Genomic DNA, 25,799 nt, shown 5'->3' on the forward strand with positions numbered 1-25,799 from the left:
GAGACTCTTAAATAAAATTTATTTTTTACAACTTTTTAGGTGAATTTGGAGCGACTGGAGCTATTGCAGGTTTAGGAGTCTGAGTAGGTTTCACCGCTTTTTTGGGTTTAGCAGGAACGGCCGCGCGTGGGGTGCGGGCTGCCCTAAATTCTATTGGTGGTGGCGGCGGAACCAAGTGGCTTATTTCTTCCGAATAGCGTTCGAGTTCTTGATCGTATTTTTCATTGATTTTTTCTAGTTTTTGCAATTGGCTTTCTAGCTCTTCAATGGGTTGGCGTGCCGTTTTGATTTGCCCCTTCAATTCGCCCAATTGCTGATTCAATTGTTGTACATTGGCTTCATTTTGCTTGATTTGCTCTTCAAACAACGCCAACTGTTTCTCCATTTGTTCTTCTGTTACTTTTTTAGCCTGATTCTCCTGATGAAGCATTTGGTTGCGTTTTTCGAGCACTTTGTTGCGCTCCTCATGAGACTTATTTTTTTTCCACTCTAGCACTTCCATTTTCCGCTCGATTTCGGCTGTTTTAAACTCATATTGTTCCATTTCTAGGCGCAATGCCTCCATTTTTTGGTACTGAGGCTCCATAAGGCGTCGAAGGCTATCCATTTTAGCCTGGTTTTTGGTCATGACAGCCTCAAAAAGAGAATCGGGTTCAATCGGAGCAAGAGACTCTATATAGGCGGCTTCGTCAGGCAAAGGGGGAGGCGTTATCTCCATATTGTCCATTGCAAGAAATGACAAGCCTTCTGCCAAATTTCTCATTCCCTTGTCAAGCTCATTTTCAACCTCCATGATTCGCGTTAAGATGGCTTTTTGCTCCGCATTTTGAACCGAAGAGAAGGTTACTTTTCCTTCCTCAATATCTTGTTTGAGCTGCTGCAACTCATTTACTTCTTTGCCCGACAATGTTCGTTTTTTCCAAATAACCTGAGTCAGTTTCCCTTCCTTGTCCAAAACAAATTTAGTGTCTTTTGAGGTGTGGCTGATATTGATCGCTTTCGTTTTTTTGGTAGGTTTATCTTGGGGTTGAAACGCATAGACAGATACCCCTATCACAAGCAATAAAATCAGAATCAGCCCATTACCGCCTAAGCGTTGGGGCCGTTTTTCGGCTACGCCTAATATACGTCGAATCCGATGTAGCATCATTCCTTTTTTAGAAGCAAATCCCATAGCAAGTTGGGGTGTTTGTCGAAAAACTTCTACTTGCGTTAGAGCCTGGGCAAAAGCCATTTTATCACCACAAATTTGTACGGCAAGGTCGTCGCAGCAGTGTTCGCGTTCTTCTCTTACTTTTGCCGACAACCACCATAAAGCTGGATGAAAAAAGTAAAAAATCTCTACGACCGACTGCAACAAATTCACCAAATAGTCATGACGTTTGACATGAGCGAGCTCATGCGCAAGTATGGTTTCGATTTGTTTGGTACTTAAGCCAGTAGCCAAGCCAATAGGCAACAAAACCACCGGTTTGATAAACCCAATAACCATAGGAGTAGTTACTCGCACCGACTCAAACAAATGCACCGTTTGACGGATGCGGAGCGTGTTTGTAAGTTTTTTAAACAAAGTTTGTACAGAAGCGTCGGTCAGGCGAATACCCTCTGCTTTCAGTTGCTGCACATACACCCAGCTGCCTATCATCCGAACTACCAATACCAAAACCCCAATGCCCCACGCCAATACGATGTTATCAAGATGAGACTGTAAAAACAATAGCACCTGCTTGTACCAAGGCAAAGCTATCTTGGCATAATTGAGCCCTGTCGTCACATAAGGAGCTGCTATCTTAGATGCACTTACCGCAGCCCCACTGCTCGACATTTTTAGGGGCTGATAGTAATAGATAAAAGTAGCCACTGAAGCTATGATCTGTAATACCAAACCACTGATTCCTACTCCATAACGCAAGGCACTTGAGCGCTTTTTTAACAAAAAAAGCATAACAGCTGCGGCCAATACAACGCCAACTCCTTGCCATATAGCATGAAGGAGTGTCCAGCCCAAAGCCTGTACAATAGGCTCTGTCATAAGTGAAAGTGTTTTCATGACTGTTTTTCGATTTGGTCTAAAAGTTTACGAATTTCATCAAGTTCAGCGGAGGTAGCTTTGTGATTGCCCAAGGCGTGCATGACGAGCTTGCTCGCCGAGCCTCGAAAGGCAGTATCCACAAAACGCTCCAACAAAGTGGTTTGGGTTTCTTCTTCGGTGACATTGGCCTCATATACATGCGAGCGCGCTTCTTCGAGCCTCGTGAGTAGCCCCTTTTCGTACATAATTTGCATCAATTTGAGGGTAGTAGTGTAGCCTACATCACGGCTTTGCGATAGCCGCTCATTGACCTGCCGCACGGTACAAGGGCCTTCTTGCCAAAGTACCTGTAAAATTTCAAGTTCAGAATCGGTTGGTTTCATGGGGGAATAATTAATCTACGAATATTTTCGTAGCAAACATATACGAACAATTTCGTAATACCAAATTTTATCTACGAAAATTTTCGTAGACAAATTTCCTTGACCCCCAACCTAATTGTTTTGATGCAATGAAAGTGCCCTAAGATAGCCCATAACCCACAAAGTATTATCTTTGCCTTTCAACTGTACCACCATGACTACTACGATTGTTCCTCAGCTTCAGGCTACCCAACAAGCCGCTGCGCAAGTACGACGCTTATCAAGCGAGCAAAAAACGGCTTTATTGAACCGCTTGGCCGATTTGCTTCTCCAAAAGCAAGCCTCTATCATGGCCGAAAACCAGAAAGATATGGTGCGTATGCCCGACGGAGACCCGAAAAAAGACCGTTTGTTTCTGAACAAAAAACGAATCCAAAGTTTGGCCGATAGCTTGCGTGATGTAGCTCAACTACCCGACCCTTCAGGAGAGGTGTTGTTGGAACGTGAAATCGAACAGGGACTTAAGCTCAAAAAAATCGCCGTTCCGCTGGGAGTCGTAGGAGCTATCTTTGAATCGCGCCCCAATGTCACCGTAGATGTAGCCGCTTTGTGCCTGCGTTCGGGCAATGCCTGTGTGCTGAAGGGGGGCAAAGAAGCTGACTTTTCCAACCGTTATTTGGTTAGTCTGATTCATCAAGCTTTGGCAGAGTATCATATCGATACCAACGCCATAATGCTGCTTCCTACCGACCGTCAGTTTGTGAATGAACTTCTCACCGCCACGCGCTACGTAGATATTATTATTCCTCGCGGTTCGGAATCGTTGATTCAGTTTGTTCGTAAAAACTCCTTGATTCCTACTATCGAAACCGGCGCGGGTGTTTGTCATGGCTATGTAGAAAGTACGGCTGATCTCCTCAAAGCTCGCGACATCGTAGTAAATGGACGTGTATCACGACCTTCTGTTTGCAATTCGATGGATTGTGTGATTGTGGACCGCGCCATTGCTACTTCATTTTTGCCTTTACTCAAAGATGATTTTATTAAGTGGAATGTAGAAGTTTTTGCTGATGAGGAGTCCTACCCTATTTTTGAACAAATGGAGTATCCGTTTCTCCAACATGCTCAATCTCAAGACTTTGGTCGGGAGTTTTTGGACTATAAAATGGCGATCAAAATCGTAACAGGTTTGGAAGAAGCACTTTCTCACATTCAAAATTACTCATCTCGCCACTCAGAGGCTATTGTCTCCAGCGACCAAACGATTATCAATAGATTTTTGAATGAAGTAGATGCCGCCGCAGTCTACGCCAATGCTTCTACGCGATTTACGGATGGAGGAGTATTTGGATTAGGAGCCGAAATTGGCATCTCCACCCAAAAACTCCATGCGCGTGGTCCTTTTGCCCTCGAAAAACTCGTCACCGAAAAGTGGGTCGTAGTGGGAGATGGGCAGGTAAGATGGTAAAATGATTCATAAATGACAAAGTTATGATATGGCAGCAAGAGATATTTTCCACGAATTAGTAAAAAAAGCACTGATAAATGAAGGCTGGAATATCACCCATGACCCATTCAAAATCATGATGGGTCGCCGCCGTGGATATATGGTTTCTATCAAAGATTCTTTGATGATCCTTTTTTTGTGGATATTGCCCACACTTTTGATGTAAAAATGATTGTTTTTGACGAAACTCAACCTCACATCAGACAATGGATAAAGTAAGCTTTCATAAACAGATTGTGCGTAAGGTGGTAGAAAAAATCGCCAAATTATCACCTGAAAAAGAAGGAGGAATTGAAAACCAACTTATCACTGACGATGAACACGGCCATTATTTGTATTTTGGCGTAGGTTGGGCCGAAGAAAACAGTGGTTGGATATATGCTTCATTTATCCATGTCGATGTGAAAGCCGATGGCAAAGTTTGGCTCCAACACGACGGTACTGATATGCGCATAGCCGAACAATTACAAAAACATGGTATTCCTAAAAGTGATATTGTGATTGGTTTTCAAGCTCCTGCCGTTCGTAAATACCTCGAAGGGTACGCTATATCCTAGTATTTTTTTAAATTCACTAATACCTCATAACTCATGAAACACCTCTTAGTGGTGGTTTCGTTTTTTTGTATGTCTGAAACCATTTTTGCCCAGAGTGATTTAGCGCAACGTCTTTTTGATGCGCATGATTTGTTTAAAGAAAAAACCATAACCGAACGCCGTGCTTTCAAACATCGGCATTTGGTACCGCTCATCGAAAAACTCAAAACAAGCCCTAAGTTTAAGGTTACTGAAGCAGGCAAGTCTTTTGAAGGGCGGTCTATTTTTCAAGCCCAATACGGCAACGGTGCCCCTCCGGTATTGCTTTGGTCGCAAATGCACGGTGACGAAGCCACCGCTACTATGGCGCTTTTGGATATTTTCAATTTCTTGAATGCTAGCGGAGATGGTTTCGATGATTTTCGTAAAAAACTCGCCGAAAAATCAACGCTTTATTTTGTACCTATGCTCAATCCTGACGGCGTGGAGCGCTGGCAACGACGCACCGCTCAGGAAATCGACATGAACCGCGATGCTCTACGCCTACAATGCCCCGAATCTAAGCTACTCAAACAGCTTCAGCAAACCCTTAAACCACTCGTGGGCTTTAACCTCCACGACCAAAGCCCCCGCTATAGCGTAGGTGATAGCAAAGAAGTGGCCGCCATTTCTTTTTTGGCCACGGCTTACAATCACGAACGTACCATCAATTCTGTCCGCGAGCGTGCCATGCAACTCATCGTAGGGATGAACCGCGACCTTCAAAAATTCATTCCTAATCAAGTAGCGCGCTATTCGGACGAATTTGAACCTCGGGCATTTGGCGACAATATTGCCAAATGGGGTACAAGCTTGGTACTGATTGAATCGGGAGGTTATAAAAACGACCCCGAAAAACAATACCTCCGTAAGATGAATTTTATTGCGATTCTTACCGCTTTAGAATCCATTGCAGATGGTGCTTACGCCCGCGAAAAACGTACAGATTATGAAAAAATCCCCCAAAACGGGCGTAATCATTTTGACCTTATCATCCGCAATGCCAAAGCCGAACTCAACGGCCAAACTTACACGGTGGATGTAGCTATCAATCGCAATGAAGTCAGTAATGCCGATGCCACCGCATTTAGCTATCGTAGTAGTGTCGAAGATTTTGGAGATTTGTCAGTGTTTTACGGAATTGACGAACTCGACGCCCAAGGAGGAACCTTGGTCGATGCCAAAGGCAAACCGATTGTATTACGCCTAGGCGACCGAGGCAATTTCGAGATTCGGGCTGGTAAAAAAGGGTGGAAAATTGAAAGTGGCTTTGTAAAAAGTTTATAATTCCCATGAAAAGACGCGATTTACTTTTGTCTTTGGCGACAGTGCCTTCTCTCTTTAGCGGGCGCAGTCCAAAACGCTTTTCTCGTTTTGAGAGAGGGTCTTTTGCTATTGACGCCAATCGAATCCGCTTTTTTATGCCTCATCTCAAAGAGCGGTTTAGTATTATGTTTATGGCTGATACTCACCTTTTCAGAGACGATGCTCGCGGGGCTGATTTTGTACAATACAGTGGCCGTATGGCCAAAGCATACAATCAAACCAAGCATTTCCAAACAGGCGAAACGACTCAACCCGAAGAGTGCTTTCAGAAAACCTTAGCTTTAGCCAAAACCGATGATGTTTCGTTGGTAGCTCTCATTGGCGATATTGTGAGTTTTCCTTCGGAGGCTGCTATCGAATGGGTAGGCCAACAATTAAAATCAGTCAACTTACCTTATGTCTATGTGGCAGGCAATCATGATTGGCATTATGAAGGGATGCCCGGCTCGCTGGACGAATTGCGCCATACTTGGACCCATAAACGCCTTTCGCCGCTTTATCAGGGAGCCAATCCTCTGATGACAAGCCGCGAAATCAACGGCGTTAGGTTTGTAGCACTAGACAATTCGACTTACGAAATCTCACCCGAACAACTTGCTTTTTTTCAGAAAGAAGTAGCCACCGAAAAGCCCATAGTGCTGATGATTCATATCCCGCTCTATGCTCCCGAAAGGCCCGTAAGTTTTGGATGTGGCCACCCCGAATGGGGCGCAAAAGCCGACCGTAGTCACGAACTCGAACGCCGCCCTCGTTGGCCCGAAACAGGCCATACTACTACTACGATGCGTTTTTATAAAGAAGTCACCCAAGCCCCCAATGTCGTAGGAGTGTTGGCGGGTCATACTCACAAACAAACCCTCGACGTCATCAATGGTCTTCCCCAAATCGTAACGCCCGCCAATGCCACTGGCGGCTATTTGAAAGTAGAATTTGTACCTGTTTAAAATTCTTTTTAATGCTAATCTAATGCAAGTATTTCATTCTATCACTGCCCTACGACTTTTTCTAAAAAACCAACGTCAACAAGACAAAACCGTGGGTCTAGTACCTACCATGGGCGCACTACACGAAGGACATTTGTCGCTCATCGAGGCATCTCGTGCACAAAACGACATAACTGTCTGTAGCATATTTGTAAACCCCATTCAATTCAACAATCCCGACGATCTCGCTCGCTATCCCCGCACGCTCGAAGCCGATTGTACTATGCTCGCCGCAGTGGGCTGTGATGCCGTTTTTGCGCCATCAGTAGAAGAAATGTATCCCGAAAAAGCCATTCTTAAATTTGATTTTGGCGATTTAGAGCGCGTCATGGAGGGAAAATTCCGTCCGGGGCATTTCAATGGAGTAGGAATTGTGGTGTCAAAATTGTTTAACATCGTTCAGCCTGACCGTACTTATTTTGGTCAAAAAGACCTTCAACAAGTAGCCGTCGTGAGACGAATGATGATTGACCTAGGGTTTCAGATTGAACTTCACCCCCGCCCTACCCTTCGCGAAGCTGACGGACTGGCAATGTCGTCGCGAAATCGTAATCTTACTGCCGATGAACGTGCGATTGCTCCGCATATTTTTGAAGGTTTAAAACTAGCAAAAACGCAATTGTTAGAAGGTCAAAAACCCACCGAAGTAAAAGCATTGATAGAAGAGCATTTCGGCAAAGAACCAGCTTTTAGACTAGAGTATTTTGAGATTGTCAACGCCCATACCCTACAAAATGTAGATTCACTTCAAGCAACGGGCCAAACGGCGATGTGTATTGCGGCTCATTTAGGCAAGGTACGCTTGATTGATAATTTTGTTTTTTAGACTCCCAATATCCACTTGGCTATATAGAGCGAAACAAGCGCAGTAAGCCCCATCAAAGCCGACGAAGGGGTAATGCTACGCAAAGTAGTAGCTATTGATTGATTGCCAAAACGTGCAATGACCCAAAAATAGGAATCGTTGGCATGAGAGGCCACCATAGAGCCTGCACTCATCGCCAACAGTGCCAACAAAGTGCCATCGCCACCCCCAAAACCCAAGCTTGCCAAGAGTGGCGCTACTAAAGAAGCCGTAGAAACTACCGCCACGGTCGAAGACCCTTGGGCTGTTTTGAAGATAGCGGCCAAGCCAAAGGGAATCAAAAGGCCCCAATTGCCCGAAGCCAAAGCTGGGCCATAAACCTTGCCTAGCTCAAGCGTTTTGATGATTTCTCCAAAAGCCCCACCCGCCGCTGTCACAATCAGGATAGGGCCTGCCTTCTCGATAGCATCATCAAAAAGATGGTTAAGTCGTGTTTTGTCTATTTTTTGAAAAAGAGGCAACGTCAACACAATCCCCACCAACAGTGCGCTCACCGGCTCTCCTATAAATTTAATAAAGTTCAAAAAAGACGAAGGCAGTGCCTCAGGATTGAGCAACAGTACCGATTTGAGTGAAATAAGCGCAATCGGAACAATAATGGGTAAGATTGATAAAAAAGGCGAAGGCAAAAAGAGTTCACTATCCTGCACCTTAGATTCGACGCGTACTGCTTCTTCGGAGTCATCTACCGAAGGTAGCATGATACTATAAGCATAGCCTACTGCCGCAGTAGGCAGTGCGACACATATACCTACCAGCATCGCCTTTCCTAAATCCACATTGAGTACGCCAGCGGCAGCTGTAATACCTGGATGCGGCGGAACTAAACAATGAACTGCATATAAGGATGTAGCTAAACAAGCCACTAATGCCCGTCTTTTGGAAGGAATTTTTTGACCTAACGAAACCACTAAACCGCTCAAAACCACAAATCCAGAATCACAAAAAATAGGCAGCCCTATCAGCACTCCCACCATAGTGATAGCCAAAGGGGCGTACTTTTCACCAGTTTTGGACAAAATCAAATTAGCCAAACTTAGCGTAGCATTGGTTTTGTCTAAAATCACCCCCAAAGTAGCGCCCAAAATGATGAGCAATCCAATTTTTTCGAGCGTACTTCCAAAACCTACTTTGAGGTATTTGAGTACACTCTCCCCGTCCACGCCTGCCGCAAATCCTACACCCATTGCCACCAAAATCAACACAAAAAAAGTATTGAATTTGTATTTAGAGCTAAGCAAAATGATAGTCAAAATACTGACAACAAGCAGAATAGATACAAAAAATGGACTGTGCATAAAAACCAAGGTTTAGGTCAAAATACAAGCACAGCACTTGCTATATCTACTGTTCCAACTTGTACCACTTGATATTGCGCAGTGGTTCGCGCCGCGAATAAGCCGCCTGATTGGGCGCATAATGTTTGGCAAGATAATCAAGCACTGTTTTTTCAGTTTCACCCAAATCCCAAAGCTTGTGGTTGCGCTGCATCCATCTGATTTTGCTCAACCACTCATCTCTTGTAAAACGGTGTTGAAGAATCAGCTTAGGCGAATGACAACCCGTACATTGCGCTTTTACAATCGCAAAATTAGGGTCTAGCGCCAATCCTGTTTCGGCATCCACCGAATCCGCCAAAATCATCTGCGATTTTTCGAGAGAAGGCGTATTTTCTCTAGTGATAGCCGCCACAAATAAGCCGACAATTACCAACATCATCACAAAACGTCCTGCCGATACTTTTGCTATTTTCATTTGTTTCCTCATTGGGTGCAAAACACTCTTTTCTCAATTATAGCTAGACTATCCCACTACTTTTACCGCAATACGATGACAAGTATTGTTCAAATACCCTCCCGGATTCCAAGCCGGAATCACCATCGGCTGAGAAGCACCCCGTGAATCCGTAGCTCGTGCCCATACTTCATAGTATCCTTTTTTAGGAAACTGAATTTGAGCCGACCACTGTTGCCAAGCCAACCGATTTTTGGGCGTTTGCAAACTTGCTTTTTGCCAAGTAGCTCCATAATCTATCGAAACATGTAGCTCCTTCACGGCCAAATCTCCCGCCCACGCATGACCGCCTATGGTCAATGTTTTCCCAAAATCAATCATTGCGCCTGATTGGGGCGATGTAATGAGCGACCTTACAGGCATCGATTCGATGATTTGATAGTTTTCGGGCGTTTCGGCTAGTTTTTCGCCCGGTTGAATCGGCTGCCGAGGAATACGGTAGCTATGTCCGTCCATTTTGGCACCGTCATGTTCTTTGTTTCTGACCGCAATCGTATGAAGCCACTTCCCGGATACCGACGCCGGCCATCCACCCACCACCAATCGCAACGGAAAACCGTGCATCATCGGAATCTCTTGCCCATTGACAGCCCACGCAATGAGGGTCTCATCTTCGAGGGCTTTTTTGATAGGTACTCCCCTCGAAATCACCACCTTGCTTGCGTCGCGACTTGGGTGGAGGTCTTTTCCATAATACCCAATATATACTGCATCCTCTTTTAAGCCTACATCATTCAGAATATCTTTGAGGCGTACTCCTGTCCATTCGGCGCAACTGACCGCTCCTTGGTCCCACTGATTACCAGAAGTTTGGGGTACAAATCCCGAACGACCATTGCCGCCACACTCCAACACCAATTGATAGGTATAAGTCTTAAACTTACTCTTCAAATCACTCAATTTGTAGGTCTTTGGCGCTTTTACAGATTCACCTTTGATGGTCAATGTCCAAGTATTAGGGTCTATTTTTTCTTCTGGTACCAGGCCATTGTTTCTTATAAACATCCTATCGATAGGCGTAACGGCATCGTTCAACAAATGCGGAGGCGTTTCGACATTCCAAGGCTTATCGCTCAGCACAATCATGTCGGCATGTTTTCCCTTTAAGCCTTCATCCAAAGCCAATGGAACGTAGTTTTTGGGCATATTTTCGGCAAAAACGATGTCGGTTCCTACCAAGCCCGCAAGCGACGTAAGTACACTTTGTTTCAAAAAACCACGACGGTCATGAAGTTCAGTATTCATAAGAAGTTGTAAGTGCAAAAGCGCACATTAATGATTATTTTCTCAAAATCAACAAATTGCATTCACAAAAAACTCAACAAATGGCAAATTTACTTTTTGGTATACTCTCTAAAAGCAAAACGCATAAAAGATTCGGACATAGGCTCAGGTTGGCCTTGTAAGTGAATCAACCAAAACTTTCGCATCAGTACTAAGTCTTTTACTTTAATAAGCTTCAATTGGCCCATATTTAACTCTTTTTGGATGGATTTGATTGACAAAAAAGCCATACAATTAGAATGTTCGAGAAAAGATTTGATGCTTTCGGTGCCGCCCAGATGCATCACAATCTGCAAGGAGGAGAGCTTGAGATTATGCTCTTTCAGGGCTCCTTCAATCACTTCTAAGGTGCCAGAACCACGCTCTCTCAACACCAAAGGGATGTGGGTAAGTTCGTCGAGCGTAAGCTCGTCGAGATGAGCCAATTTGCTTTTGACATGCACCACCGCTACCAGTTCATCATCCATAAAATCAACGTATTTGATGCCCGAATGGTGCTTTCTACCTTCGACAACACCCAAATCTATCGTATGCGACAAAATCGCATTCTCTATCATTTCGGTATTGCCATTGAGAAGCGATAGCTCCACTTGAGGAAATTTCTCATAATACTTTGCCAACAAAGGTGCAATCAGATACTGCCCGATAGTAGTACTCGCCCCAAGGCGAAGTTTGCCACTGTGCTTTGATTGGAGCGTTCCCAATTCAAAAGCTGCTTCTTGGTATAGCTGTAATATTTGATTAGCGTATTTTTTGAGTAATTCGCCCGCAGGAGTCAAAAAAACGGAGTTTCCTTTTCGTTCAAAAAGCCGTGTGCCATATTGCTGCTCTAGCTCATGAATGTGCTTGGTTACGGCGGGCTGCGTCACAAACAGCTCCCCGGCGGCTTTGGTAAAGCTAAGGTGATTGGCCACGCTACAAAATACTTTTAACCGAAAATCTGACACGACATCTTGGGCTTGGGATGAAACACAAAGTAAATAGAATTTGGGGAATATATTTTTGTACAGAATAGACTTTCCAAGTTGGGCCTGCGAAGTCTCATTTAATTTTACTTTATCCCCCTTATAATGATTTTGAAGTATCATAAGGTTTGGTCAACAATAGCCTAATCCCTAACTTTACAGCCTACACTTTACATTTTACGTTAACATATCAAATGCCACAAAAGAAAATTCAACAAATATTTGAGGAAATGGGCAAAGTAGTGGTAGGCCAAGAAAAGCTTATCAATCGCCTCCTCATTGGACTATTTACGGGCGGGCACATTTTGCTAGAGGGCGTCCCTGGACTAGCCAAAACCCTGACAGTCAATACCCTTGCCAAAGTTTTAGATTTAGATTTTCAACGTATTCAGTTTACGCCCGACTTGCTTCCTGCCGACATCATCGGAACCATGATTTATAAACCCAAACTCGGTGACTACGAGGTGAAGAAGGGGCCTATTTTTGCCAATATGATTTTGGCCGATGAAGTCAACCGCTCCCCCGCTAAGGTACAATCGGCTTTGCTGGAAGCAATGCAAGAAAAACAAGTGACGATTGGGGAAGAAACTTTTCACCTCGACCGCCCTTTCTTTGTCTTGGCTACCCAAAACCCCGTAGAACAAGAAGGAACTTACCCACTCCCCGAAGCCCAACTCGACCGCTTCATGATGAAGGTATTTGTGGATTATCCCAGCAAAACAGAAGAGCTAGAAGTAATGCGGCGAATGTCAAATTTGGATTACAACTACGAGCCTCAGGCTATTTTGACAAAGGAAGACATTGGGCAGATTAGGCACGAAATCAACCAAATCACGCTCTCCGAAACCCTCGAAAATTATATTGTAGAACTGGTTTTTGCCACCCGTAAGCCCCTCGAATACGGCTTGCGAGAAGAAGACAAATATCTCCAATACGGAGTTTCGCCACGGGGAACGATTAAATTAAACTTGGCTGCCAAAGCTCTCGCTTATTTTTCGGGACGCGATTATGTATTGCCCGAAGACATCAAAGAAGCCGCTCCCGACGTATTCAATCACCGTATTACGCTCAACTACGAAGCCGAAGCCGACGGCATCACTACCCGTTTTGTGATTGATTCTATTTTGAGAAAAGTGGCGATTGGAAGGTAAGTCGAAACACCCTTACTTGATCCAAACTATCATTTAAGTCACTATTGGCACCGCGTCTCTAAGGCCGAACATAAGAGCTATATCACTCATTGAAAAAAGAATAGGCGCGGGGATGTCCCCGCGCCTATTCTTGTAAAATCCATACTTCTATTTTCCTGAGCCGCCCAATTTGGAAGTCCCACTTGCGGGTTCTGCTTGTATGGGAGAGAGGCGTTGGTTGATGCCTTTTTCTACCATAGGCAAGCCTTCAGTCATCCACGCAGGAGCAGGCGCATCTTTGAGATAATGATCGAAATATTGGTACAAACGCACCGCAAAATCTTTCATATTTTGGCGTTTGGTAAGGCCGTGTTTTTCGCCGTTGTAATTAAGCATCCAAACGGGCTTATTAAGACGTTTCAGAGCCATATAAAACTCAATCCCTTGGTACCAAGGCACTGCACCGTCGTCGTCATTGTGCATCATCAATACAGGCGTTTGGATTTTGGGAGCGTGAAAAAGCGGTGAATTTTCGAGATACTGCATTGGTTTTTCCCACAATGTACCTCCGATACGGCTCTGCGTATGCTCATACTGCGCTTGCCGCGACATACCCGAATCCCAACGGATACCTCCATAAGCACTTGTCATATTAGATACGGGAGCACCGGCTTCGGCAGCTTTAAATAAGTTGGTTTGTGTCACAAGATAGGCAGTCTGATACCCACCCCAGCTATGACCCGAAATACCGATTTTGTCTTTATCCACAAATCCTTTGTCAATCATACTCAATACACCCGGTACGATGCAATTGTAGGCACTTTGGCCAGGATAACCGTCTTTATACACAATATCAGGTACAAAAACCAAGTAGCCATTGCTCGTAAAATAAGAGTAATTGATGTAAGAACGAATAGGGCGTGGGGCATAATGCGTATGGATATTGTCGGAGTTTTTCTCATAAAAATACGTCATCATGGGATACTTCTTGGTAGGGTCGAAGTTTTCGGGTTTGTACAACAATCCTTGCAGAGGCGTACCGTCGCCAGCTCTCCAACTTACGATTTCTACCGAACCCCACCAATAGTTGTTTTGTTGAGGATTAGCTTCGGTCACACGTGTTATATTCTTGAAACTCAAATCGGTAGCATACCAATCTGGATAATCTTTGAAAGTCTGTTTGGTAAACAATACCCGATTCGCATCTTTGGCTTTCAATACCACATTTCCAATGTTAAAATCCCCTTCATATAGGGGTGTTATTTGAGAAGTATTGGCCGCAAGCTGCACAAACCCTTCTTTCTTAGTAGTTTCGTTGACAGTGCTCAATAAAAGCGGGCTGTTTATATCTACGCTTTTTTCTTCGGGGTCAAGTCTTACATAGCGAAATACCTTCTTGTCAGGACGGCCATTGGTCAAGCGTTTGGCTTGGGCAGGATTTTTGGGGTCGATTTGCCAAATATCATAGCGGTCATATATCAAAAGAGATTGGTCATCTTTGCTCCAACCCGCCACGCCATACGCCCGTGGAAAATCAGGATGATCGTCTTCTTCATCCGCAAATCTTACCGTTTTGTTGGTGGTGAGTTGAATGGTCTTATTGCTAGCAATCTCATGCGCAAACCACGACGTATCAGGATTGGAAAACCAGTACAAAAACTTGCCTTCGGGCGATACACGCACATTTCCTTCCACTTTTTCTTTCACCAATTTTTGAGAACCGTCTTTGGCGTCAATGATGTATATATCTTCTTTGGGGTTCCAGTCCCAGTGTTGACCCGAATATTTTTCATCGGCATGACCCACCAAAATGTTGGCGTTGCCTTCCACTACCAAATCAACATCGGGCAGATGAACTCCTCCTAGCTGTACAAGTTTTTTATCATTGAGGTGCGCTACAGCCAAATACGACTTTTTCTTATCTCTTTCCAATGATACCTTTTGTTGGGTTTGGAGCTTGGTATCTTGCCAATGCCACACTTCTACGTTTACGATTTCGTCAGATAAGAGGGTGGTATCCTGAACAACGGGGCGGGGAGCCGTCCCAAAAAACAGTTTGTCACCACTTTTAGAAAACTTAGGGGTATAGTCACCACTTACTAGCCAATCCTTCTGAGCAGGTTGGGTACTTTCATCGGCCAGCAAAGTCGCCGTTTGCTCACCCATTTTCCAATATAAAAGTTTATGGCTTCTAATTTGGGTTTTGGCGTTGGTATCCAAATCAGCCACAAAAGCCAATTGACTTCCATTATCATCAAAAGAAAGTTTCTTGAATTTGTGTTTTGAATGCCCTTCGTAGATACGGGCAAGTTGCTTTGTAGCAATGTCATATACATACACCCCGGCCTTGGTAGAATCTGTACCAGTAGAGGCAAAAGCCAATAGCTTCCCGTTTTTGGTCACTTCATAATCGGTCACAAAAGGGAAGTTTTTTTCGGTAGCTGTTTTCAAATCACGCCACACAAGGCCGTAGCCATTTTCTTCGCTTTCTTTTTTGGCCTTTGCACGGGGTGCTTTTTTGGTGCTATCGCCTTTGGCTTCGGGCGTTTTGGCCTTTTCTGATTCTTTAATAAAAGCTACCCAACTACCGCTTTTCTCAGGGATTTTGAAAGACTGCACCAGCGGAAATTTGACCAGTTGCTTAGTAGCCAATGTATAAATCCCCAATGAGTCTTTAGGAAGCTCATCTTTTTTCTTTTTGGCACGCTTTGCGGCTTTTGTGACGGCGAGTTGAGGTTTTATTTTAAAAACGCCAAACTCCGAATCGCTCGTAAATTTGAGGTCATTGCCGCGCGCTACTGAGTCGGCTTTAGCAGTAGTAAAATTGTAAAAAACCACTTTACCGTCGCCTTCTTGGGGGTTGAGTGCATAGCCAAACCACTGCCCATTGTGGCTCACTATTCTTTCTGGAATATCCTTCCAAAAATCATATACCTCGTGGGTTAAGGGCTTTTTGGCCACCGTTGGAGCCTCAGCGGGGGCTTTCTTAGATTTCTTCTGGGCATAGGTCTGAGACACTACCAGAAATGCTAATGAAGTGTAAAATATAATTTTTTTCATGTTAATGAAGTTTTGATAGTCAAATCTACGATTTCGAGACGTTTTATTGCTGAATTATCCCCAATTTTGCGACGTAATCACCAACTATTTAGTCAAAACTAATGAAAATTGCCATAGTAGGTTGTGGAAACATGGGGATGGCTTTTGCCAAATCGTTTCTACAATATGATTTAGTAAAAAAAGAGAATCTTCTTTTAATCGAAAAAAGCGCCGACCGCGCCCAAGCCCTTCGTACCGAAAACACGGGTGTAGTCATCGAAACCATCAGCTCGCACATTGGCGACTATGATGTAGTGATTGTTTCGGTAAAGCCCCAAGATTTTACGAATGTACAGGCAGCTTTACGCGAAGTGCTCCAGCCTCAGCAAGTGGTGCTTTCTATCATGGCGGGTATTCCAATCAGCACTATCCAAGAAGCCCTCAATCACCGACTTGTGATTAGAGCCATGCCCAATACGCCTGCCATGCTTGGCATGGGAATCACGGGTTTTTCGGCGGCCAAAGAATTGAGTTTTGCCCAACTCCTCAAAGTCGATAACCTCATCAATGCCACCGGTCGTTCGGTGTTTTTGGAAGACGAATCCATGCTTGATGCCGTCACGGCGCTCAGTGGTAGCGGGCCTGCTTATTTTTATTATCTAGTAAAGTCAATGGTAGAAGCTGGCAAAAAAATGGGTTTTGAGGAATCACTTGCTACGCTTTTGGTAAAACAAACCATGCTTGGCTCGTTTCACCTTATCAACAATGCCGACAAAAGCCTCGACGACCTTATTAAGGCCGTAGCCTCAAAAGGCGGCACCACCGAAGCCGCTTTGCGCACTTTTGAAGAAGGCGAACTATCCCAAACCCTTCAATTAGGGATTTTGGCCGCCGAAAAACGCGCCAAAGAATTGTCGAAGGGGTAGAATTTTCTCTCCTTTGTATTTGCTATGAGTAAATTGCCCGCCTCCGTAATTTAGAAGCCCTATTTTTCGTTATTTTTGGTATGAAGCAAATTTTACGTACTATCTTTTTGTTGTTGTGGGTTATCGGCGGGATACAGGCTCAAAACCCCGCTGCGGTTCGGTTTGTGCGCAATCAAGGACAGTGGGATGCTGCCATTCGTTATCGTGCCGAAATACCCGGGGGGTATTTATTGTTGAAAGAGAAATCGTTGATGTACGTTTTCTTTGATGCCGAAGCCCTCAAAAGTCGCCATGCCATGGGCAATCTAGCCAATGCCCGCACGTCGGATGTAGTAAACGGCCACGCTGTAGAAGTGCTATTTGAAGATGCCAATGCCGCTTTTAAAGTCGAAGAACAGCACCCTAATGCTAGCAGCAACAATTATTTTTTGGATAGTAATCCCACCAAATGGGCCTCTAATGTTCCTTCTTTTGGCGAAATCATCTATCGGGATGTGTATCCCGGTATTGACTTCAAAATGTATGCCTTTCGCCAAACCCTCAAATACGAATTTTTAGTAGCACCTCTGGCCGACGCTTCGCGCATTAAGCTAAAATACCTAGGTGGCAAATCCCTCACACTCGTTGACAATCAGCTCAAGGTCGAGACCACTGTCAATACTTTCAATGAGCTTAAACCTTATACCTATCAGGAAATCAATGAGCGTACCCGTGAAATAACCACCCAATACCGCTTAGAAGGCAATCGGGTCTCTTTTGAGTTTCCGAAAGGATACCAAAAAGAACACGCCCTCACGATTGACCCGGAACTCGTTTTTTCGTCATTTTCGGGGTCTTTTGCCGACAACTGGGGCCACGCTGCTACTTACGACGAAGATGGTAACCTTTATACTGCGGGGACTATTTTGGATACCCGGGTCTTTCCAGCTACAACAGGCGCTTTCCAAACACGCCTTAACGGTCAAGTGGACGTGGGCGTGTTGAAATTCACCCCTGATGGTAGCCGCTTGCTCTACGCCACTTACATTGGAGGAGCTTTTACCGACATTCCTCATAGTATGATTGTCAATCATAAAAATGAGTTGGTGATTTTTGGAACTACCTCTTCATCCAATTTCCCTACGACCACAGGAGCCTATCAAACAAGATTTGGCGGAGGCACTCGTACTACCCCTATTGATGGGCTAGAGCTTGAAAATGGGAGTGATATTTTTGTGCTTAAACTCAATACCACCGGTACAAGACTCGAAGGAAGCACTTTTGTAGGAGGCAATGGCAATGATGGCATTTGTAATGCTTTTGACCTTACTGTACGCAATTATGGCGATGAGTTTCGAGGAGAAGTAGTAGTAGATGCCCAAGACAATGTGTATGTAGCGACTTCTACCAACTCTACCAATTTTCCAGTAGTAAATGGGATTACTAACCAATACGGTGGGCGACAAGATGCTGTAGTATTTAAACTTAACGCTTCTTTGCAAACTTTAGTCATGAGTACCTATTTAGGAGGTACCGCCATTGATGCTGCCTACGGCATCAAGTGGGCATCTTCGGGCGCATTCTATGTCACGGGAGGGACTCGAAGTAGCAACCTTCCCGCTAAAACAGGTGCTTATAAAGGTACCCTCAGTGGAATAGAAGACGGGTTTATCGCTAAATTTTCGAATGATCGATTTGAGCAGCTTACCTACCTAGGTACTGATAGCGCAGATGTAGCTTATCTGGTAGATATTGACGCTGAAGAAAATGTCTATACCATTGGGCTTACGCGAGGGCGATACACCACTACTACAGGCACTTATCGCAACCTAAACGCGGGGCAGTTTATTCACGCCTTAGACAAAAACTTATCTAGCACGGTATTTTCGACTACTATTGGCTCCAACCGCGCCCGTCCCGACATTTCCCCGACTGCTTTTTTAGTAAACGAATGTGGTAATATTTATTTTTCTGGATGGGGCGGAGCAGTAAATATTCGCAATCGAAACAACCCTTATAGTAGTACTACGGGGCTTCCTATTACTACTGATGCTTACCAACAAAATACAAACGGCAACAATTTTTACATTGCCATTCTTGAAAAAGGGGCAAAATCTTTATTATACAGTACGTTTTTTGGAAGCTCTAGTCCTGGTGACGTAGACCGAGGCGACCATGTAGATGGTGGCACAAGTCGCTTTTCTAAAAATGGCATCATCTATCATGCTACTTGCGCGTGTGGTGGCTCCCGCTTTCCCACAACTCCCATGGCTTGGTCACGAACTAACAACAGCGACAACTGTAACAATGCCGCTTTTAAAATTGACATTGATCGTCTCAAGGCCGACTTTGACCCTTACTTGGGTTCTCAAAAAGGCGTAGTATCGGGCTGTGCTCCGTTGACTTTAGATTTTATCAATGTCAGCCAAGGAGGAAAAACCTATATCTGGGATATAGAAGGAAATACCATTTCCCGCGACCCCAACAAATCTACTTATACTTTCAATCAACCAGGAGAGTATCGGGTCACTTTACGGGCCTTCAATCCCCTTGTTTGCCGAGGGCAAGATGTAGTTACTAAGATTATCAAAGTAGGAACTAGCAAAGCTAGCGCGAAAGGAGATACCACCGTGTGTAGCAATGTAGGGGTGCCTTTGCTGGCTCAAGGAGGCATCAAATACACTTGGAGTCCCGCAGCGGGATTGAGCAATCCTAATATCGCCAATCCTATCGCTCGTGTCAATGCTACTACGCAATTTATCTGTACAATTACTGACTCGGTATGTACCGTGACTCGCAACGTGACAGTACGCATTGACAATGCAAAACCTGATTTTAACGCCCTTAAAGATACCACACTCTGCCCCGGTCAAAGTACCTTACTGACGGCTTTGGGCAATGCCCCACGATTTCGATGGAGTCCTTCCAATACTTTGAGTGATTCGGTGGGTACTAAAGTATCGGCCAAGCCTACCCAAACAACGACCTATACCGTGACGGGCTTATATGCCGATGGATGTAGGCCGCAAAAAAGCATTACAGTTAGGATAGAAGACAACAAACCTGATTTTAAGGTATCACCAGATACTACCATTTGTGCAGGGCAAAGCGCCCTCCTCATGGCTGAAGGAAACGGCACTTTTCGCTGGACTCCTTCGCCGTCCCTCAGCGATACTCTTATCAAAAATCCTATTGCCACGCCCACGCAGACTACTACCTATACAGTGACGGCTGTTTATCCCGATGGATGCAGACCTAAAAAGAATGTAACGGTTACTATCGAGAGAGGTCCTCAAAATATGGCATTTGATATTGTACCATCTTATAGTTGCGGTCAGCCAACTACGCTACAGTATGTCAACAAAACTTCAGGAGCCACAAGATATGAATGGGATTTGGGCAATGGTGTAAAAGCTACTACACTGACTCCTTCTCCTATCACTTACACCCAAAATGGCACCTATCAAGTGACACTCAAGGCGTATTCAGCCCGAGGATGCGAATCGTCAGTCACTCAATCGGTCAATGTCTTGAATTTGGATAAAATCCCTAATGTAATCACCCCTAATGGTGACGGTAAAAATGATACTTTCGTCATCGGTGTGGCTGGTACTCGTTTAGAGATTTTTAATCGTTGGGGTAAACTCACTTTTAGTAGTACCAATTATACCGACAATTGGGGAAAAGACGTTTCAGCAGGAACTTATTTTTATCAACTTACTCTACCGGGCGATATACCCTGTAAAGGATGGATACAGGTCTTGGAATAGCACAAAAAAGACGGGTCTCCCCGCCTTTTTTGTGTAATAATATGGAATACTGAATTTAGTCATCGCTTCTTCTTCCAAGCAACAAACTAACGTAATACATCAAGTTGGCTAAGGCTCCCAATGCCGCCACTACGTAGGTCATAGCAGCCCACCAAAGAGCGTCTTTGGCCATGTCATATTCATTGCGGTTTACGATACCTCTCTGTTCTACCCAAGCCAAAGCCCTGCGACTTGCATCAAACTCAACGGGCAGAGTAATAAGGGCAAAAAGAGTAACACCCAAGTTTGCCGCCACCAAGATCGTCAATAAAGTAGTACTCACAATCCCTTGGTTGTAAAAGATAAACCCGCCCAAAAACAACATTCCCATGTTAAAAATATTAAGAATATTGCTACACACTTGCACCACAGGCACAAGGGCTGAGCGCATTTTCAGGGGAGCATAAGCTACTTTGTGCTGCACAGCGTGGCCGCATTCGTGCGCTGCTACCGCTGCCGCCGATACACTTCTACCGTGGTAGACATCTGCGCTCAAGTTGACAGTTTTGTCGGCAGGATTATAATGGTCGGTGAGCATTCCTTCTACTTGTGTGATTCTGACATCGTATATACCATTATCCCGAAGCATTCGTTGGGCGATCTCTGCCCCCGAAAGGCCATTCATTAAGCCTACTTGCGCATATTCCGTAAATTTACTTTTCAAACGCCATTGGACAAACATCCCAATGACCATAAATACCAGTCCAATTAGAATTAAACCACCCATGATTTTTGGATTTAGATTTTACCGATTTTAATTGGTTTCAATTTAATGGATAAGTTTAAAACTAATTAAAATCGAATTAATAGCTGTTTTTAATTTTTTCAATCAAAGAAGTCGTCGAATACCCTTTCACCAAAGCGATGGTTTTCACTTCTCCTCCTCTACCTACTACAAAATCTGCGCCAACGATATTTTGGGGTGTATAATCATCACCTTTCACCAAAATATCAGGACAAATTGTCTGAATGAGCTCCAGCGGAGTAGGTTCGTCAAACAAAATGACAGTATCTACAAACGACAAGGCCGCCATCAAACGAGCACGGGCGTATTCATTGACCACGGGGCGAGAAGGGCCTTTTAGACGACTCACCGACGCGTCGGTGTTTAAGCCCAAAACGAGCTTATCGCCCAAAGCACGTGATTTTTCGAGATAGTCGATATGTCCTAAATGAACAATGTCAAAACACCCATTGGTAAATACAATTTTCTTTCCTTCGGCTTGCCATTCGCGTGCAACTTGGGCGGCAGCTTCCCAGCTCATAATTTTGTCGGCAGTACTAGACATTTTTGTTTGGAATAGAATGTGTTACAGAATCTGTTTGATTAGAGGCTTGGGGACTTTTGACCAGCGTAATGATAAATGAAATACCGCCCAAAATCAACATCAGAATCATTTGTGTACCGTGGATATAAGTAGCCAACGCCAATCCATTTTCTTTGGACAATCCATACAATACCAAAGCACTACTCACCAAAATATGATATGGACCTATCCCCCCCTGTACGGGAGCCGACATACCTAATCCGCCCATAATCAATACCGTAAGCCCTGCCAACAAAGAAAGCCCTGACGACTCAGGTAGTACAAAAAAGCACACATAAGAACTCAAGAAGTACATGACCCAAATCAGCACAGTGTGAAAGACAAAAGCCGCCGGACTCCGAAGTTTTCGAATACTCAATAGCCCGTCGACCAAACCTAACACAAAACCTTCGATTTTGGCAAAGAGTGCATTCTGACGCAGACGTTCGGCATTTTTTCTGTAAAACCACCAAGCCGCCACCGCCAAGCCTATTCCTATTACTCCTACCCCTGCCAGAAGTACTATTCTATTAGAGCCGCCTTCTTGTCCTAGTCCTAATTTTTCACCAAAAAGGCTCATAAAAAAATCACTCAAACGCCCAAATTCTAGCACAAAGGCTAGACCTATCAACACCAATAACGAAACCACATCAAACACCCGCTCTGCTACTACCGTCCCAAAACTCACATTGACTGGTACTTTTTCGAGTCGATTGAGCGTGCCACAGCGCGTCACCTCCCCTGCCCTTGGAATCAACTGATTGGCAAAATATCCCGTAAAAACCGCTACCGTCGAGTTGAAAGCCGAAGGCTTGTAGCCCACTGGTTCTAGGAGCATATTCCAACGATAAGCCCGGCTCCAAGCCGCAATAATGGTAAAAATCGCTACGAGGATAAGCCAACTATGATTGGCATTTTGGAATTTGGCCCACATAGCCGCCAAATCCATGTCTTTGAAAACGTACCACATCAAGCCCCCAGCTACTGCCAACGAAATGATGTATTTGACAATATTTTTCATCTTTTGAAAAGTAAATAGCGATTTGAGGCTATTTTACAATGAGGTTGTTTTCGTCTGGAAAAACAATTTTAGGTTGAAAAGTTTTTGCTTCTTCTTCGGTCATCATACCATAAGAAATAATAATCACTACATCCCCAACCTGCGCCTTACGAGCTGCCGCACCGTTGAGGCAAATGATGCCCGTTCCACGTTCGCCTTTGATCACATACGTAATCAGCCGCTCACCGTTATTGTTGTTGACCACGTGCACTTGCTCATTTTCGAGGATTCCAGCCGCGTCCATGAGGTCTTCGTCAATCGTGATACTACCTACATAATTCAGCTCGGCTTGGGTAACTTTGACGCGGTGAATTTTAGATTTAAAGAGGGTTACAAACATGATGTTAGAATATTATCAGTTAGTTTAAAACCGTTTTTAAAAAAAATCGGCGTTGAAATAACCTTTAAGAATGCCGCAAAGTTCGTCTTTAATTTTCAAAAGTACAGAGGTCTATCCAATTTGATTTTAGTAAAGTGAGACTTTAGCGTACTTTTGTCCCAATTTTATGACAACTAATACAAAACAAAATAACATGCGCTTTCATCGGGTACTTGTGGAAGCTACGGTTTTTGCTCTCAGCGAAATCTTCGAAAAAAATCGCCAAGCCGACAAAGTAATCGAGCAAGTGCTCAAATCAAATCGGCAATGGGGCGCCCGCGACCGTGGGTTTATTGCCGAAAATACCTACGAAATCGTACGCTGGTGGCGATTGCTGACTTTTGTGGTCGAAACTGCTAAAGTGGGTAAGCCATCTGAGTATCTGGACCTTTTTGGAACATGGCAGATTATCAAAGGAAATGCTCTACCGCCTTGGGCAGAGTTTGCGCATCTCCATCCTACTGCTATCAAAAAAGCCTATGAGGAAGCGCTCAAGATTCGTAAAATAAGAGAATCTATTCCTGATTGGCTAGATGAAACAGGTGCGGCCGAATTGGACAATAATTGGGAAGCCGAACTTCATGCACTCAATCAAACGGCTCCCGTAGTATTAAGAGCCAATACCCTCAAAACCACTAGCCAAGAACTGAAGAAAGCGCTGGCAAGCGAAAATATTTTCACTGAACAGCTGCCTGATTTGCCTCAAGCGCTTGTATTGACAGAAAAGAAAAATGTATTTCAAACCGAGCTTTTCAAAAACGGATTTTTTGAAGTACAAGACGCCGGTTCGCAGCGCATTGCCCCTATGCTGGATGTACATCCCGGTATGCGCGTAATAGATGCTTGTGCGGGCGCAGGTGGAAAAACTCTCCATCTCGCTGCTTTGATGCAAAACCAAGGAAGGCTCATTGCGATGGACATCGAAGCATGGAAACTCGATGAACTCCGCCGCCGAGCCCGCCGCAATGGCGTAAGCAATGTAGAAACGCGCCCTATCGAAGCCAAAACCATCAAAAGGCTACGCGATACCGCCGACCGCGTATTACTCGATGTACCTTGCTCAGGTCTCGGCGTGCTACGCCGCAATCCTGATTCAAAATGGAAATTGAAGCCTGAGTTTTTGACCCAAATTCGGCAAACTCAGTACGAAATCCTCACTAGCTACTCTCAAATGGTAAAAGCAGGCGGCAAGCTTGTATATGCCACTTGCAGTATTTTGCCGTCCGAAAGCGAAGATCAAGTCAAACGTTTTTTGGGTGAACAGGGGTCAAAATGGCAACTCTTACAAGAAGAACGTACTTCTCCAGCACTTCAGGGTTTTGACGGCTTTTACATGGCTTGTTTGGTAAAAGCTTTGTAAAACAACCTTTTTTTTTGTTATTTGCAACAGAATCTAGCCGACGAAATGCTTACCATCCAAAGCAACGTTTCCCTCAAATCATACAATACCTTCGGAATAGACGCTACTGCGCGCTATTTGGTAGAAGTGGATAACGACGAAGACATTCAGACTTTACTTCAGCTTCCTGACGTTCAAACGCTCCCTAAACTTATCTTGGGCGGAGGTAGTAATCTGCTGCTTACACAGGATTTTAATGGGCTAGTGGTCAAAATCAATATTAAGGGCATCCAAACCATCAAAGAAGACCAAGACAATATTTGGGTGCAAGCGGGTGCGGGCGAAAATTGGCATGAGTTTGTGATGTATTGTGTAGAAAGAAAATGGGCGGGCCTCGAAAATTTATCACTGATTCCGGGCACCGTGGGCGCCGCCCCTATGCAAAACATCGGCGCTTATGGCGTAGAAATCAAAGATACGTTTTACAGGCTCGAAGCTGTTCATATTGCGACAGGGCAAAAGCGCATTTTTACGCGTGAAGAATGTAAGTTTGGCTACCGCGATAGTGTCTTTAAAAACGAAGTCAAAGGCGAATATATCATTTCGAGCGTCCAATTTAAGCTTCACAAAACCCCTACTTTCCATATCTCTTATGGTGATATTCAGAAAACGCTCGACCAAATGAGCATTAAAGAGCTGAGTATCAAAGCCATTAGTGATGCAGTCATCAAAATCCGTAAAAGTAAACTTCCCGACCCCGCCGAAATTGGGAATGCGGGTAGTTTCTTCAAAAATCCAGAAATTCTAACTTCTCAATACCATCAACTCCAACAACTCTACCCTGCGATTCCGGGCTATGTAGTTAGTGAAGATACCACCAAAGTTCCGGCAGGGTGGCTTATTGAGCAGTGTGGTTGGAAAGGCAAACGCCTTGGCAATATCGGCGTTCATACAAAGCAAGCCCTTGTGCTCGTCAATTATGGGGGTGGTAAAGGAGCCGAAATCAAACAACTGTCCGAAAAAATCCAGGCTTCGGTAGAAGAAAAATTCGGCATCAAACTTCTCACAGAGGTCAACTTCATATAAAAAAAGTTGGCCAGAAGCTAGCCAACTTTTCCAAACCTTCCTCTTTATTAAT

At 44.4% G+C, this 25,799-nt stretch carries 22 protein-coding genes; 11 read left to right on the top strand and 11 right to left on the bottom strand.

All coding sequences use genetic code 11. The features are described 5' to 3' along the window. Positions 1 to 25 precede the first annotated feature (25 nt). Both G563_RS0122520 and G563_RS0122525 read right to left on the bottom strand, forming a co-directional pair. A complete protein-coding gene (locus tag G563_RS0122520) occupies positions 26 to 2,050 on the bottom strand; it encodes a M56 family metallopeptidase (protein ID WP_028667304.1) in 2,025 nt (674 codons plus the stop codon). Continuing rightward, a complete protein-coding gene (locus tag G563_RS0122525; RefSeq protein ID WP_028667305.1) occupies positions 2,047 to 2,415 on the bottom strand; it encodes a BlaI/MecI/CopY family transcriptional regulator in 369 nt (122 codons plus the stop codon). The genes G563_RS0122520 and G563_RS0122525 overlap by 4 nt, the downstream gene beginning before the upstream one ends. Before the next feature lie 193 nt (positions 2,416 to 2,608). Here G563_RS0122525 and G563_RS0122535 point away from each other — a divergent pair, with 193 nt between their 5' ends. From G563_RS0122535 to panC, 6 genes are read left to right on the top strand one after another with little or no spacing between them, the layout of a single operon-like run. Then, a complete protein-coding gene (locus G563_RS0122535) occupies positions 2,609 to 3,862 on the top strand; it encodes a glutamate-5-semialdehyde dehydrogenase (protein WP_028667306.1) in 1,254 nt (417 codons plus the stop codon). Between the two features lie 28 nt (positions 3,863 to 3,890). Next, a complete protein-coding gene (locus G563_RS37755; protein ID WP_084650945.1) occupies positions 3,891 to 4,067 on the top strand; it encodes an element excision factor XisH family protein in 177 nt (58 codons plus the stop codon). 40 nt (positions 4,068 to 4,107) lie between these two features. Beyond that, positions 4,108 to 4,458 carry a XisI protein gene (locus G563_RS0122545; RefSeq protein WP_028667307.1) on the top strand — a complete coding sequence of 117 codons (351 nt, stop codon included), beginning with the start codon at positions 4,108 to 4,110 and terminating at the stop codon, positions 4,456 to 4,458. Between the two features lie 33 nt (positions 4,459 to 4,491). Further along, the gene (locus G563_RS35605; RefSeq protein WP_037327812.1) at positions 4,492 to 5,763 is read left to right on the top strand and encodes a M14 family zinc carboxypeptidase; all 1,272 of its coding nucleotides are present in this window, start codon (positions 4,492 to 4,494) and stop codon (positions 5,761 to 5,763) included. A 5-nt stretch (positions 5,764 to 5,768) separates the two neighbouring features. After that, positions 5,769 to 6,746, top strand: a complete 978-nt coding sequence (locus tag G563_RS35610) for a metallophosphoesterase family protein (protein ID WP_051211137.1) — start codon at positions 5,769 to 5,771, stop codon at positions 6,744 to 6,746. Between the two features lie 22 nt (positions 6,747 to 6,768). Continuing rightward, on the top strand, positions 6,769 to 7,611 hold the full coding sequence (gene panC / locus G563_RS0122560) for a pantoate--beta-alanine ligase (RefSeq protein WP_028667308.1): 843 nt from the start codon (positions 6,769 to 6,771) through the stop codon (positions 7,609 to 7,611). On the opposite strand, the gene G563_RS0122565 is transcribed toward panC, so the two are convergent. From G563_RS0122565 to G563_RS0122580, 4 genes are all read right to left on the bottom strand, one after another. Next, positions 7,608 to 8,948: a GntP family permease gene (locus G563_RS0122565; RefSeq protein WP_028667309.1), complete on the bottom strand. Its 1,341-nt coding sequence runs from the start codon at positions 8,946 to 8,948 to the stop codon at positions 7,608 to 7,610. The two genes, panC and G563_RS0122565, sit on opposite strands and share 4 nt — an antisense overlap. Before the next feature lie 46 nt (positions 8,949 to 8,994). Continuing rightward, positions 8,995 to 9,405 (bottom strand): hypothetical protein, encoded by a 411-nt coding sequence (locus G563_RS0122570; protein ID WP_028667310.1) that lies wholly within the window; start codon positions 9,403 to 9,405, stop codon positions 8,995 to 8,997. A 48-nt stretch (positions 9,406 to 9,453) separates the two neighbouring features. Then, entirely contained in the window at positions 9,454 to 10,689 is a 1,236-nt protein-coding gene (locus tag G563_RS0122575; RefSeq protein ID WP_028667311.1) for a sulfite oxidase, read from the bottom strand. Between the two features lie 89 nt (positions 10,690 to 10,778). After that, on the bottom strand, positions 10,779 to 11,816 hold the full coding sequence (locus G563_RS0122580) for a LysR substrate-binding domain-containing protein (protein WP_310586564.1): 1,038 nt from the start codon (positions 11,814 to 11,816) through the stop codon (positions 10,779 to 10,781). A 71-nt stretch (positions 11,817 to 11,887) separates the two neighbouring features. Here G563_RS0122580 and G563_RS0122585 point away from each other — a divergent pair, with 71 nt between their 5' ends. Next, the gene (locus G563_RS0122585; protein ID WP_028667313.1) at positions 11,888 to 12,844 is read left to right on the top strand and encodes an AAA family ATPase; all 957 of its coding nucleotides are present in this window, start codon (positions 11,888 to 11,890) and stop codon (positions 12,842 to 12,844) included. Positions 12,845 to 12,991: 147 nt separating this feature from the next. Here the strand turns inward: G563_RS0122585 and G563_RS0122590 are convergent, their stop codons facing one another. Continuing rightward, positions 12,992 to 15,883, bottom strand: a complete 2,892-nt coding sequence (locus G563_RS0122590) for an alpha/beta hydrolase family protein (RefSeq protein WP_028667314.1) — start codon at positions 15,881 to 15,883, stop codon at positions 12,992 to 12,994. 101 nt (positions 15,884 to 15,984) lie between these two features. On the opposite strand from G563_RS0122590, the gene proC reads away from it, so the two are divergent. Both proC and G563_RS0122600 read left to right on the top strand, forming a co-directional pair. Next, positions 15,985 to 16,788, top strand: coding sequence for a pyrroline-5-carboxylate reductase (proC, locus tag G563_RS0122595; protein WP_028667315.1), 804 nt, complete (start codon positions 15,985 to 15,987; stop codon positions 16,786 to 16,788). 80 nt (positions 16,789 to 16,868) lie between these two features. Then, the gene (locus tag G563_RS0122600) at positions 16,869 to 20,537 is read left to right on the top strand and encodes a DUF7948 domain-containing protein (RefSeq protein WP_028667316.1); all 3,669 of its coding nucleotides are present in this window, start codon (positions 16,869 to 16,871) and stop codon (positions 20,535 to 20,537) included. Positions 20,538 to 20,592: 55 nt separating this feature from the next. Here G563_RS0122600 and G563_RS0122605 read toward each other — a convergent pair whose 3' ends face one another. The 4 genes from G563_RS0122605 to panD all read right to left on the bottom strand — a co-directional run bounded on the left by G563_RS0122605 (position 20,593) and on the right by panD (position 23,283). Beyond that, positions 20,593 to 21,303, bottom strand: a complete 711-nt coding sequence (locus G563_RS0122605) for a zinc metallopeptidase (protein WP_028667317.1) — start codon at positions 21,301 to 21,303, stop codon at positions 20,593 to 20,595. 76 nt (positions 21,304 to 21,379) lie between these two features. Beyond that, entirely contained in the window at positions 21,380 to 21,865 is a 486-nt protein-coding gene (gene rfaE2, locus G563_RS0122610; protein WP_028667318.1) for a D-glycero-beta-D-manno-heptose 1-phosphate adenylyltransferase, read from the bottom strand. Beyond that, positions 21,858 to 22,904 carry a lysylphosphatidylglycerol synthase transmembrane domain-containing protein gene (locus G563_RS0122615; protein ID WP_028667319.1) on the bottom strand — a complete coding sequence of 349 codons (1,047 nt, stop codon included), beginning with the start codon at positions 22,902 to 22,904 and terminating at the stop codon, positions 21,858 to 21,860. Before G563_RS0122615 ends, rfaE2 begins: the two co-directional genes overlap by 8 nt. 28 nt (positions 22,905 to 22,932) lie before the next feature. Then, positions 22,933 to 23,283 carry an aspartate 1-decarboxylase gene (gene panD / locus G563_RS0122620; protein ID WP_028667320.1) on the bottom strand — a complete coding sequence of 117 codons (351 nt, stop codon included), beginning with the start codon at positions 23,281 to 23,283 and terminating at the stop codon, positions 22,933 to 22,935. A 193-nt stretch (positions 23,284 to 23,476) separates the two neighbouring features. Between panD and G563_RS0122625 the strand changes: the two genes are divergently transcribed. Together G563_RS0122625 and murB are read left to right on the top strand one after the other, a co-directional pair. Beyond that, positions 23,477 to 24,682, top strand: a complete 1,206-nt coding sequence (locus tag G563_RS0122625) for an RsmB/NOP family class I SAM-dependent RNA methyltransferase (RefSeq protein ID WP_028667321.1) — start codon at positions 23,477 to 23,479, stop codon at positions 24,680 to 24,682. Positions 24,683 to 24,727: 45 nt separating this feature from the next. After that, positions 24,728 to 25,747 (top strand): UDP-N-acetylmuramate dehydrogenase, encoded by a 1,020-nt coding sequence (murB, locus tag G563_RS0122630; RefSeq protein WP_028667322.1) that lies wholly within the window; start codon positions 24,728 to 24,730, stop codon positions 25,745 to 25,747. The last annotated feature ends 52 nt before the right edge of the window (positions 25,748 to 25,799 follow it).

The organism is Runella zeae DSM 19591 (assembly GCF_000423565.1).
GTDB lineage: Bacteria > Bacteroidota > Bacteroidia > Cytophagales > Spirosomataceae > Runella > Runella zeae.

Bases quoted from the DNA above. Each gene is read 5' to 3' on its own strand.
- G563_RS0122520 (WP_028667304.1), bottom strand. From the start codon at position 2,050: ATGAAAACACTTTCACTTATGACAGAGCCTATTGTACAGGCTTTGGGC.
- G563_RS0122525 (WP_028667305.1), bottom strand. From the start codon at position 2,415: ATGAAACCAACCGATTCTGAACTTGAAATTTTACAGGTACTTTGGCAA.
- G563_RS0122535 (WP_028667306.1), top strand. From the start codon at position 2,609: ATGACTACTACGATTGTTCCTCAGCTTCAGGCTACCCAACAAGCCGCT.
- G563_RS37755 (WP_084650945.1), top strand. From the start codon at position 3,891: ATGGCAGCAAGAGATATTTTCCACGAATTAGTAAAAAAAGCACTGATA.
- G563_RS0122545 (WP_028667307.1), top strand. From the start codon at position 4,108: ATGGATAAAGTAAGCTTTCATAAACAGATTGTGCGTAAGGTGGTAGAA.
- G563_RS35605 (WP_037327812.1), top strand. From the start codon at position 4,492: ATGAAACACCTCTTAGTGGTGGTTTCGTTTTTTTGTATGTCTGAAACC.
- G563_RS35610 (WP_051211137.1), top strand. From the start codon at position 5,769: ATGAAAAGACGCGATTTACTTTTGTCTTTGGCGACAGTGCCTTCTCTC.
- panC (WP_028667308.1), top strand. From the start codon at position 6,769: ATGCAAGTATTTCATTCTATCACTGCCCTACGACTTTTTCTAAAAAAC.
- G563_RS0122565 (WP_028667309.1), bottom strand. From the start codon at position 8,948: ATGCACAGTCCATTTTTTGTATCTATTCTGCTTGTTGTCAGTATTTTG.
- G563_RS0122570 (WP_028667310.1), bottom strand. From the start codon at position 9,405: ATGAAAATAGCAAAAGTATCGGCAGGACGTTTTGTGATGATGTTGGTA.
- G563_RS0122575 (WP_028667311.1), bottom strand. From the start codon at position 10,689: ATGAATACTGAACTTCATGACCGTCGTGGTTTTTTGAAACAAAGTGTA.
- G563_RS0122580 (WP_310586564.1), bottom strand. From the start codon at position 11,816: ATGATACTTCAAAATCATTATAAGGGGGATAAAGTAAAATTAAATGAG.
- G563_RS0122585 (WP_028667313.1), top strand. From the start codon at position 11,888: ATGCCACAAAAGAAAATTCAACAAATATTTGAGGAAATGGGCAAAGTA.
- G563_RS0122590 (WP_028667314.1), bottom strand. From the start codon at position 15,883: ATGAAAAAAATTATATTTTACACTTCATTAGCATTTCTGGTAGTGTCT.
- proC (WP_028667315.1), top strand. From the start codon at position 15,985: ATGAAAATTGCCATAGTAGGTTGTGGAAACATGGGGATGGCTTTTGCC.
- G563_RS0122600 (WP_028667316.1), top strand. From the start codon at position 16,869: ATGAAGCAAATTTTACGTACTATCTTTTTGTTGTTGTGGGTTATCGGC.
- G563_RS0122605 (WP_028667317.1), bottom strand. From the start codon at position 21,303: ATGGGTGGTTTAATTCTAATTGGACTGGTATTTATGGTCATTGGGATG.
- rfaE2 (WP_028667318.1), bottom strand. From the start codon at position 21,865: ATGTCTAGTACTGCCGACAAAATTATGAGCTGGGAAGCTGCCGCCCAA.
- G563_RS0122615 (WP_028667319.1), bottom strand. From the start codon at position 22,904: ATGAAAAATATTGTCAAATACATCATTTCGTTGGCAGTAGCTGGGGGC.
- panD (WP_028667320.1), bottom strand. From the start codon at position 23,283: ATGTTTGTAACCCTCTTTAAATCTAAAATTCACCGCGTCAAAGTTACC.
- G563_RS0122625 (WP_028667321.1), top strand. From the start codon at position 23,477: ATGCGCTTTCATCGGGTACTTGTGGAAGCTACGGTTTTTGCTCTCAGC.
- murB (WP_028667322.1), top strand. From the start codon at position 24,728: ATGCTTACCATCCAAAGCAACGTTTCCCTCAAATCATACAATACCTTC.